Raw genomic sequence first — 10904 nt, forward strand, 5'->3', positions numbered from 1 at the left:
CCTGATCGTCAAATAACTGCTCTGGCATTTTAATCACCCCTTGACCATCATCGCCCGAATAAAGCCACTATTGATAAAGCCGGCCAATCAGTTCACTAATTTCAGTTTACTGCCATGGATAGACGCCCGGGGCTTGACTAGGCCTGAAAACCTCCGCCGGGTGAGGCTTGCGGCAATTGGCAGACGTGTCCACCCCCGGGTTGCCGGGGGATGCAGCGTGGTAGGAACTGCGCACCAGGGGCCCGCAGTCGGCCCGTCTGAACCCCCGGCGCAGGCATTCCTGGCGGTAACGGGCAAACACCCCCGGTGCGATGAACCCGTGCACCGGCAACCGGTCCGGCGCAGGCTGCAGGTACTGGCCAATGGTGATGTAAGCGCATCCGGCCGCCCGTAAATCGTCCAAAACAGACAGCACTTCGCCGAATTCCTCGCCCAACCCCACCATCAATCCGCTCTTGGTGGTCACCCCCGGAGCCAGTTCCCGGGCCCGGGTCAAAAGCCCAAGCGAGCGCCGGTAGTCCGCCCCGGGGCGCACCCGCCCGTAAAGCCGGGGCACCGTCTCCAGGTTGTGACCCAACACCTCGGGCCGGGCCGCCAGCACCCCGGCCAGGGCGTCCGCCGATCCCTTGAAATCAGGCACCAGCACTTCCACCGTGGTATGGGGGTTCAGCCGGTGCACGGCGCGGATCACAGCCGCAAAATAGCCCGCCCCTCCGTCGAACAGATCGTCCCTGGTGACGGAGGTGATCACTGCGTGACGCAAACCCAATGCCCGCACCGCTTCCGCCACCGCCGGAGGTTCCCCGGGGTCGGGCGCCCCCGGTGTTCCCTTGCTCACCGCACAAAACCGGCAATTGCGGGTGCAGGTGTCACCCAGTATCATAAAAGTGGCGGTGCCCATAGCAAAACACTCCGCAGCATTGGGGCAGCAGGCTCCCTCACACACTGTATGCAGCCCGCCACGTTTCAAAAGACCGGCCATGCCTTCCAGCACCCCCGGCCCCGGAGGCGCCACCGTGAGCCAGCCCGGCCAGAAGTTTCGGGTCTCGAGGCCCAGCCGGCGCAGCAGCGTCTGCACCTGCTGATCGCCCGGGAGCAATGACCAGCCGAACTCTCCGGCCATTTCCTCCACCACCCGGTTTTTTACTTCCTCCACACTAACCTGCCGGCCCAGCAAGACGGACATCGAGGTGATCGACACTCCCGGAAGGCCACAGGGAGTGATCATCCCGAAATGGCGCAGATCCGGGTGTACATTCAGGGCGAAACCGTGCATGGTCACCCACCTGGTCACTGCCAACCCGATGCTGGCTATTTTACCCTCATTCGCCCACACCCCGGGAAATCCGGCCCGGCGGCCGGCCTTAATGCCGAAAGCAGCCAATGTGCGGATTAATACTTCCTCCAGTCTTTCTACCAGCCGGTGCACATCCCGCTCATAATCTTTCAGGTCCAGGATGGGATAGCCTACCAATTGGCCGGGCCCGTGGTAAGTAACATTACCGCCCCGCTCCACACTGTACACGCTGATTCCCTCCCGGACCAAACAGTCCTCATCCACAAGTATATTATTTGCGCCCCCCGCCCGGCCCAAGGTGAAGGTGGGCGGGTGCTCCAGTACCAGCAAACAGTCCGGTACGCTCCTTTCCATACGCTGTTTTTGCAATTCCCGCTGCAGTGTCAATGTACGGCCGTAGTCCTCCGTGGCCAGGTCCAGCACCAGTGCCTGCCGGATAGCATCATTGTACCTGTATTCTTTCATTAGTTAGTTCATCCTTTAATTACGGTTACAAAAGGCCTCTAAACAATCTTGCACAATTACGGCGCAATGAGCCAGCGCCGCGCCGCCTCCGAAAAATACGGCCACATTGGCCGCCTCCAGCACCTGTTCGGGGCTGGCGCCCAGTTCCAGTGCATTGTATACATGTGCAGTGATACAATATTCACATTTGATGTATACCGCCAGGGCGACCAGTATAAGCTCTTTATTTAACCTGGATATTTCACCGTCATCAAACATGATGCCTTCGGTAAGGGCGGAAAAGCCCAGCACCACATCGGGTGCTGTTTCCATGAGCTTGCTGATGCCATCCTGGTAAGCTTTGCGAATTTGCACCGGGTTATTGCCGCCACCGGCCAGCACGATGTCTTTGCTGTTCCGGGGTTCCAGTTCGAACCAGGGATGCGGGGTTTCCAGCATTTCTTTCAACCGGCTCAAGAACTCCGCAGCCAGGGAGCCGTCAATTATTCTGTGATCAAAGGAAAGGCTCAAGGTCATCAGGTTTCGCTTCTCCAACCGGCCACCCCAAAGCGACGGCTTGGCACGCATGGCCCCCACCCCCAGAATGGCCGTTTCCGGCCGGTTGATGATGGGGGTAAACCCCTCCGCACCGAACATTCCCAGGTTACTGACGGTAAAGGTACCACCTTCCACTTCCCAGGGCTCCAATTCATTGTTGCGGGCGCGGGCCGCCAAATCTTTTATCTTGGCGGAGATTTGGTCCAGGGACAGCCGGTGGGCGTCTTTGATGTTGGGCACCACCAGGCCGTTTTCCAGCGCCACGGCCACCCCGACATTGATGTGTTCCGCCAACTCGATTGTATCATCCGCACTGCGGGTATTCACCATGGGATATTCCGTCAGTGCCTGGGCTACAAATTTAACCAGCAGATCAGTGTAAGAGAACTTTAATTTACCCGATGCATCCAGCTCGTTAAGCTGACTGCGTACATCTCCCAGTGCCGTAACGTCTATTTCTTCCATAATCGTAACATGGGCCGCCTGTTTTCTGCTGCCGGACATTCTTTCCGCAATAACCGCCCGCATGCCGTCAATAGGCATCAGCTGTGCCTGGCCGCCCCCCTGCACCTGTTCCAGGTAGGCACGGACGTCCTCTTCCACCACCCGGCCGCCTGAGCCCGAGCCATTGACCAGGCTGACGTCCACACCGGCCTCGCGGGCCAGCCTGGCCGCCCGGGGCGACACTCTACGGCTGCCGCTGAGCACCACAAAGGGCTTGACAGGCTTGGCCCCGGCTTTTTTGGATTCTGTTGCTTGCTCCTGCGCAGACAGGGACTGCTGCAGGTCCTCCCGGGCCTGGGCCACGGCTCTTTCCAAAGTTTCCGCCGCATCACCCACCTCAGCCAGCACCGCAATGGGCACCGATGTGGGTAAAGTCCTGCCCTTTTCGCCGATTATTTTATACAGCTTCCCGCTAAAGGGAGCATCCACTTTAACATTAACCTTTTCGGTCATAACTTCCAGCAAAGGTTCGCCCTGCTCCACCTGATCTCCTTCGTTTTTCAACCAGTTGGTTATGCGGCCTTTTTTCATCGTCAAACCGAGTTTGGGCATTAGAACAATTTTTGCCATCGTTAATCACTCACTCCGTTGCACTATTAATGTTTCAAAGTTTGCATTTTGGTATTGTTACACACCGCCGGCCGGAGTTTTGTTCAAAAAAGCACCTCCGGCGACAGCCGTAGACATGGTATGGTTTATATCCACCACCAGGGGACCGGCCGGGGAAAGCTCCACTTCGGCGCGATCGCCCCGGTTGACCTGTATTTCCCGTTCCCCGTCCAGTGCAATAACGCAGGGATTTTCCAACACCGTCACCCTTTGTCCGGGAACCAACAGTTGGTACCGGGCCACCGGCACTTTCCTGACCAGGCCGGGTCCGATGGCAGCCTTAACCTGCAGCGGCGCGTTGTCATCGCCCACCTCAAGGTGCATGCCCAGCGGTTCCTCCATCCTGATATGCCGGATGCCGCCGGCCACGGAGGCAATACCAATATTGGTGGCGGCCCCCCTGGTAACCACCAACTGCTTGATCTTATCCACTTCCCAGACCGCCCGGGAACCGATAAACCGGTCCGTGAGCACCACGGCATCAACCAGGGCGCTGTCCGCCGGCCGGCCGTTGATATAGATCACCAGCTTTTTGGACCGCACCAGGGCCTGGTCCGGCCGGACCGCCCCGGTGACCAAAAGCCCCGCGGCCAAACCGGCAATGGTCCCCTCCACCATGACAGGGAACACGTTGTTGGTGCCGGTGGAAATGGGCAGCAGCGGCACTTCGCCGGCACCCTGGGCCACCACCCGGTTGGTTCCGTCGCCCCCCAAAGTGATGATACACCGCACCCCGGCGGCGGCCATCAGGGCTGCCGCCCGCCTGGAATCCGCCTGGTTGAATTCCATCGGCATATCCAGCAAACAGGTTTCCAGCGCCAACCGGTGCTGTCCCGTCAGACCATCCGTAGCACGCTGGTAAAAACCGAAATAGTCGGGCATAAAGTAAACCTTCTGTACACCCAGCGCGTCCAGGCCAATTAAAATTCGTCTGACCAGGTTCACCTTTTCGTTGTTATCAAACACCGTGGCGTAAGCCACCAGCCTCCGGATATCTTTGCCGGAGGCCGGGTTGGCTATTATCCCCACAGATGACACTCTTTCTTCCCTCTTCATTATTTAGTTTACATAATTTCCTTGACCGCCGTTATAATTTTATTTTCATCAGGAATATAGGCCGCTTCCAGATGTGGACTGAAAGGCACGGGAGTAAAGGGGGCGCCCACCCGCTTAATGGGGGCGTCCAGGTAGTCAAATCCTTCCTCCGCCACCATGGCAGCTATTTCTCCGCCGAAGCCGCTGTTTTTTACCGCTTCATGCACAACTACCAGACGACCGGTTTTAGCCACAGATTCTAGTATGGTGTCCTTGTCCAAGGGCGAGAGTGTGCGGGGGTCGACAACCTCTGCTTCAACACCTTCACCGGCCAGAGTTTGGGCCGCAGCCAGCGCATTATGCACCATCATGGAAGTAGCCACAATAGTGACATCCCCGCCCGGCCGTTTGATGTCAGCCTTACCCAGGGGTATGCTGTATTCCCCTTCCGGCACCGGGCCGGATAAAACGTAAAGTACTTTATGCTCAATAAAAATTACCGGGTTATCGTCCCTAATCGACGCTACCAGTAATCCTTTGGCATCTGCCGGTGTGGAAGGCATTACCACCTTCACCCCGGGCATATGGGTAAACCAGGCCTCCAGACTTTGGGAATGCTGGGCCGCCGCCCCCACCCCCGCTCCGCACACAGTGCGCAGAGTTACGGGTACCCTGGCTTTGCCGCCAAACATATACCTCATCTTTGCGGCCTGGTTAAAGAATTCATCCAGGCATACAGCCATAAAATCCATAAACATAATTTCCGGCACCGGCCTCAGCCCGGCGGCGGCCGCACCCACGGCGCTGCCAATAATTGCGGTTTCTGATATGGGCGTATCCAGCACCCGCTGTGGTCCGAATTGATCAATCAATCCTGCAGTTACACCAAAACAGCCCCCAAAAACACCCACGTCTTCGCCCAAAATATAAACTTTACCGTCCCGCTGCATCTCCTCCCGCAAGGCAGCATTAATAGCCTGGGCATAAGTCATTTCCAACATATCAATCACCCCTTAAATGCAAATTTTCAACCGGCGTTTTAATCACAATAGACGTCTTTGGTTAGCTCCGATACATCGGGTAAAGGGCTTCGCCGGGCAAATTCCAGAGCACTTTCGATTTGTTCTTTTACCTGTTCTTTTATTTTGTCAAGTTCATCCCGGCCGGCCAGGCCCATTTCCAACAGTCTGTCACCGAACCGCTTAATGGGGCATTTCATTTTCCACCGGTTTAGTTCATCTTCACTCCTGTACACACAGGCGTCGCCTTCAAAATGGCCCCGGTGGCGGTAAGTCTTGCACTCAATGAGGGTGGGGCCTTCTCCTGCCCTGGCCCGCTTAACCGCTTCGGCCGCGGCCTCGTAAACTGCCATCAGGTCGTTGCCGTCCACCGTGAGACCCGGAATACCGTAAGCTGTGGACCGGTCCGCTACATCTGTAATATTCTGATGCCGCTCCTGGCACATGGAAATGCCGTACATGTTATTTTCACAGACAAAAATCACCGGTAATTTCCAGATACTGGCCAAATTTAATGCTTCATGGAAAGTGGCCCGGTTGGAAGCGCCGTCACCAAAGAAACAAACCGCCACCCCATTATTGTTCAAGTACTTGTTGGCAAAGGCCGCCCCTGCCGCCAAAGGCAGGCCGGCCCCCACGATACCGTTGGCGCCCAAAAAGCCAAGTTCTACATCAGCAATGTGCATTGAGCCGCCTTTCCCCTTACAATATCCGTCTACTTTACCGAAAATTTCCGCCATCATTTTATCCACGGAAGCGCCCCGGGCAATGCCGTGCCCGTGACCCCGGTGGGTACTGGCAATGTAGTCCTGCTCACCAAGATTGCTGCACACACCCACTGCCACAGCCTCTTCCCCCACATACAGGTGCACGAAACCAGGAATCTGTCCCTGGGAAAACATATTGGCCACTGTTTCTTCAAACTCCCGGATCAACAGCATTTTCCGGTACATGACCAACATTTCTTCTTTGGTTAACGCCATAACTGTCCCTCCTAACTTTGTTTATAGTTTATTCAAATAATTACTTATCTGGCGGATATACCGCATCGGGTTTTGGCCACTGAAAGTTCGGTGGTGGATTATACATTTCAGCAATAAACTTAAGATCATCCTGAGTCGTCAAGTAAGTGTAGGTAAAATCGTGCCAAGTACCACCTTGTAGTATTCCAAGTCCTTTTGCCTTAAAAAATTTCATAGCATGGTCATAATCTTCGCTGGTGCCTAAAGCTATATGATGTAGACCTTCACCATGTTCCTTTATAAATTCCGCATAAATACTTTTATCATCTTTTGGTTCAATAATTTCAAACTGTGTTGAACCGATATCCGCCAGAGCTAACCTCATGGCATATCCATCTGGTTGACCTCGTAAAATCATGTTGTTAACAGTGCCAGGATTAAATTCATAAATCGACCACGGTCCGATACCGTATTCATCAGCAAATTTTCTAACTGTAGCATCACAATTCTTTACAACAATCGCAACCTGCAAAATGCTATTGAATACCGGTTTATCTAACATTTTTCATTACGCCTCCTTTTTTAATTTAAAGTCAATTGCAGAACATAGCTTTATTAGCCGTTTTTAATTAACTCATGATCACCCCACCGTCAATAATTACGGACTGACCTGTCATATAATCTGAATCCGATGAAGCCAGATAGGATACGAAGCAGGCCACGTCATCCGGAGCCTTTACCTTTACTTGTCCCTCCCCCGGGCTTGGCGGCTCCGGTACATCCATAACTTTGACATCCCTTTTTCCATACCAGAGCGCAGCTTTCATCTTACGGCCTCCTTGCGGCTTAATTCAAGCTACAATCTACGACTTATTTCCATCCGTAATCTCAGCATTGAATGGGTCCAGAGCTATCTTAACCTCAACACATGCATTGGCCACAATAATCGAGTCGTCTCCGTCACCCAGTGCGGGTAAAAACAGGCCCGGTACCTGCATGCCGCCGTCCACCACCTTAATTGACTTGCAGCCGAAGGGTATTTCCGCCAGCACCTGCTCACCGTCCACTTTTTCCGGAAGAGGGACGGCCACCGTCACGTCCACCACCATTTTATTCAGGTCCATCATCCCGAAAATTTCCGGCAAGCCGCACAGGCAACTATGGGAAATAGCGTCCTTTACGGCCTTGCGGGCGGCGCCGGTGGCATCCTGCCCGTGAAAATCAATACCCGAGCCGAACTCGATGATATATCGTTTGAGCATAATAACCGCCCTCCACGTCTCTTTTCTCCGGTTATAAAACCGGCTGGCGGCCTGATCTGCACGGCAAAATTAAAACATGCCGTCCCCGCTTTTGCCGCCCAACCCGGGATGAGTATCGAAACGCACCACCCCCACGGGCACGTCCTCGCCTGCAACCCGGGCGATTCTGGCGGCACCGGCATGGCCAAAACCCCCGCATAACTCAATGGCACCGGTTCCCGCGGCCACCAGATTTTTGACCGTTTCTTCAGCTTCCCCGTAATCTTTTACTCCAACAACCGTTAATTCTACCGCTGGAGTTTTTACTACTGTCCGGTGCCGCTCCGGATCGGCTCCCGGGGCAACGAAAATAAAAGCTGCTTTAAGCAAATGAAAAACCTCCTTTTTGTTAGTTAAAGAAGCAAGAAACATGCCTGGTTGGCGGTTAAAAAAATAAACGGTCATAATCAACAACCGGACGTAAAAATAGGTTATTTATTTGTATTTGATAGCACAACATGCGTTAAACCAATCTTACCACCGGTGTTCGAAAGGCGAACATATCGTTCGTTTCTCGAACATTATGAATATTGTATCTTTTAAATGTTTATTGCTTGAAAAATTGCCCAGTTTCATAATATAATTATACAAGCTCAACCGGACTTGGCTTTTTAACCGGCATTTCACTATTCCTGCGCTACGAGGAGCAGCCTTTAATTTGGGGGGAGTCGACAATGACTGTCTCACCCGGAGCAACAGAACAGGCTAGACTGGAAAAGACATGGGAAAAATACATTATTTCCGGTTCCCTGGACTTAAGCCAGGTGAGCAATTTGATTGCCGCTTCCTGGCAAAGATGCCGTTCGGCCGCGGTAAACCCGGCCGGCGGTATATGTTGCCAGGTACACCCCGATGATCGCCTGCGCCAGATCATGGAATCAAACAAAAAAATGCTTGCTATCGCTAGCCCGATTATAGAAACGGTTTATCACTGCATTCAGGACTCCGGCTTCATGGTGGTGCTGGTTGATCAAGAGGGTGTCATTTTAAAAACAATGGGAGACTATAAAACACTTACCAATGCCGGATTGCTGAATTTTCACTCGGGGGCCGACTGGACTGAAAGATCGGTCGGAACCAACGCCATCGGTACATGCCTGGCCACCGGGATACCAATCCAGGTAACCGGCGCCGAACACTTCTGCTATCAACATCACGCCTGGACCTGCTCGGCCGCGCCGATCCGCAGTCCCGCGGGCAATATTCTGGGTTGCCTGGATATATCCGGTCCCTACGAAAAAATGCACCCACATACTCTCGGCATGATCGTCGCGGCAGCTCAAGCAATAGAGAGCCAGTTATGTAATGAACTGATCAGTGTGAAATCGACTTCAACACGCAACCATTTTACAATTATGATGGATCCTGTTTCCCAAGAAAGAAATAAAAACCGGACCGGGTTCACTTTTCAGGATATCATCGGTAAAAGCAAAAAAATTCGTGCAACCGTGAATCTTGCCATGCGTGCATCCACCAGTTCTTCCACCGTACTTCTTTTAGGAGAAAGCGGTACCGGAAAGGAAGTATTTGCCCAGGCCATCCACAATGCCAGCGAGCGGCGACACCGCCCGTTTATACCTGTGAATTGCGCCGCCATGCCCGCCGGGTTGGTGCAAAGCGAACTTTTTGGCTATAACGACGGTGCCTTTACAGGCGCCAAGCGGGGGGGACAGGCCGGGAAATTTGAAATGGCCGAAGGTGGCACTATTTTTCTGGATGAAATAGCCGATATGCCTTTAGAAATGCAGGCCAACCTTCTGCGGGTACTCCAGGAGAAAACGATCATGCGGGTGGGCGGGAGTAAAGTCATTCCGCTGGACGTGAGAGTAATTGCCGCTACAAACAGGGATCTTTTCCAGGAAGTACGAAACGGTAATTTTCGTGAAGATCTCTTTTATCGCCTTAATGTAATAACAATTGAGATCCCTCCCCTGAGAGCAAGAGAGGGTGATCTTAGAATACTAATTGAACATTTTTTAGGTATCTTATCCACCAGGTTAAACAAAAGCATTAAAAATATAAGCTCTCCAGCCATGGAGATCCTGACCCAATACCAGTGGCCGGGGAATATACGAGAACTGGCAAACGTAATCGAGCAGGCTATAAACATCGCAGAAAACGATATTATAGATGCCGGTCATTTGCCCCGCTATTTAACCCAATCTCTTATCAACCCGCCAGATGAAATATGGCGTATTATAACCCTGGATCAACTAGAAGAGAAAACCATTTCGAAGACACTTTCCCATTTTAGGGGCAATATAAGCAAAACCGCACGGGCACTGGGCATCGGGCGCAATACCCTGTATGAAAAAATAAAAAAATACAACATTAATCCGTTTTAAGATATGTTTTGCTCAGCCGTAGGCGGCATTTTGTCTAAGCTTTATCGAACTTCCCTACGGATAATTGGCATGTGTATTGAAGCGTGCGGCCTTAAAGTATTTCCCGGGCCGCCTTCTCCATGTCTTGTTTAAGCAGGGGCAATTTGTCCCGCCCCCGGAAAATGGCCGCCGGATGAAAGGTGGGCAGTATTTTTATCCCGTCCAGTTCGAACCACCGCCCCCGCACCTCGCTTATTTTCACTTCCGGACCCAGGAAGTGGCGGGCAGCCAGCAGGCCCAGGCAGACGACCACCCGCGGCCGGATCCGGCGAAGCTGTTCGGCCAGGTAGGGCGAGCAGGCGGTGATTTCCACCCGGTGGGGCATGCGGTTTTTGGGCGGCCGGCATTTGACCACCGAAGTGATGTATATGTCCTTGCGTTCAATTCCGGCACCGGTCAGCACTTCATCCAGCAATTTTCCCGCCGCGCCCACAAAGGGGCGCCCGCACAGATCCTCTTTCGCCCCGGGCGCCTCCCCGACCAGCATCAGTTGCGCCTTTTGATTTCCCTCGCCCCAGACGATATGGCTTCTCAGCCCGGCCAGGGGGCAAAGCCGGCAGTCATTGTCATACAACATAATGATACCTTCCTTAAAATTATCGTTGTCCTCGTCGCCCGCGCCGGCGCAACCCGGCTTTGTTCCTTCCCGCACCCGCCAGGTTTTACCCATATTACTGTCATTATTTTACTCCAGGCCGGGGCTATTTTCAATGCCAATCCCTTGACAGCGGTGGATGGCTGTCGGCCATTGATCAATTCACCCGGCAACACACACATATTAAAGGTTCCGG

The 10904-nt window shown here is 53.4% G+C and carries 11 protein-coding genes; 1 reads left to right on the plus strand and 10 read right to left on the minus strand.

What is annotated here, in order from left to right:
- Positions 1 to 106: 106 nt before the first annotated feature.
- The 9 genes from lipA to A6M21_RS01315 form a co-directional block, all read right to left on the minus strand.
- Positions 107 to 1762 (minus strand): lipoyl synthase, encoded by a 1656-nt coding sequence (gene lipA / locus A6M21_RS01275; protein ID WP_078060298.1) that lies wholly within the window; start codon positions 1760 to 1762, stop codon positions 107 to 109.
- Positions 1763 to 1777: 15 nt separating this feature from the next.
- Positions 1778 to 3373 (minus strand): 2-oxo acid dehydrogenase subunit E2, encoded by a 1596-nt coding sequence (locus A6M21_RS01280; RefSeq protein WP_066666101.1) that lies wholly within the window; start codon positions 3371 to 3373, stop codon positions 1778 to 1780.
- A 57-nt stretch (positions 3374 to 3430) separates the two neighbouring features.
- A complete protein-coding gene (locus A6M21_RS01285; protein WP_066666102.1) occupies positions 3431 to 4450 on the minus strand; it encodes an ATP-NAD kinase family protein in 1020 nt (339 codons plus the stop codon).
- A gap of 26 nt (positions 4451 to 4476) precedes the next feature.
- Positions 4477 to 5448, minus strand: a complete 972-nt coding sequence (locus tag A6M21_RS01290; RefSeq protein ID WP_066666103.1) for an alpha-ketoacid dehydrogenase subunit beta — start codon at positions 5446 to 5448, stop codon at positions 4477 to 4479.
- 38 nt (positions 5449 to 5486) lie between these two features.
- Complete coding sequence (gene pdhA / locus A6M21_RS01295) at positions 5487 to 6449, minus strand: pyruvate dehydrogenase (acetyl-transferring) E1 component subunit alpha (RefSeq protein ID WP_066666104.1); 963 nt, start codon at positions 6447 to 6449, stop codon at positions 5487 to 5489.
- A gap of 40 nt (positions 6450 to 6489) precedes the next feature.
- Complete coding sequence (locus A6M21_RS01300; RefSeq protein ID WP_066666105.1) at positions 6490 to 6990, minus strand: VOC family protein; 501 nt, start codon at positions 6988 to 6990, stop codon at positions 6490 to 6492.
- Positions 6991 to 7057: 67 nt separating this feature from the next.
- Positions 7058 to 7255, minus strand: coding sequence for a hypothetical protein (locus A6M21_RS01305; RefSeq protein ID WP_066666106.1), 198 nt, complete (start codon positions 7253 to 7255; stop codon positions 7058 to 7060).
- A 36-nt stretch (positions 7256 to 7291) separates the two neighbouring features.
- Positions 7292 to 7690, minus strand: coding sequence for a Lin0512 family protein (locus A6M21_RS01310; protein WP_066666107.1), 399 nt, complete (start codon positions 7688 to 7690; stop codon positions 7292 to 7294).
- A 69-nt stretch (positions 7691 to 7759) separates the two neighbouring features.
- Entirely contained in the window at positions 7760 to 8059 is a 300-nt protein-coding gene (locus A6M21_RS01315) for a DUF6506 family protein (RefSeq protein ID WP_066666109.1), read from the minus strand.
- A gap of 434 nt (positions 8060 to 8493) precedes the next feature.
- On the opposite strand from A6M21_RS01315, the gene A6M21_RS01320 reads away from it, so the two are divergent.
- A complete protein-coding gene (locus tag A6M21_RS01320) occupies positions 8494 to 10074 on the plus strand; it encodes a sigma-54-dependent Fis family transcriptional regulator (protein WP_242868725.1) in 1581 nt (526 codons plus the stop codon).
- Between the two features lie 91 nt (positions 10075 to 10165).
- Here the strand turns inward: A6M21_RS01320 and A6M21_RS01325 are convergent, their stop codons facing one another.
- Positions 10166 to 10783 (minus strand): uracil-DNA glycosylase, encoded by a 618-nt coding sequence (locus tag A6M21_RS01325; protein WP_242868726.1) that lies wholly within the window; start codon positions 10781 to 10783, stop codon positions 10166 to 10168.
- Positions 10784 to 10904: the final 121 nt, after the last annotated feature.

Origin of the sequence: Desulfotomaculum copahuensis, assembly GCF_001655685.1 — a bacterium.
Lineage (GTDB): Bacteria > Bacillota > Desulfotomaculia > Desulfotomaculales > Desulfovirgulaceae > Desulfotomaculum_G > Desulfotomaculum_G copahuensis.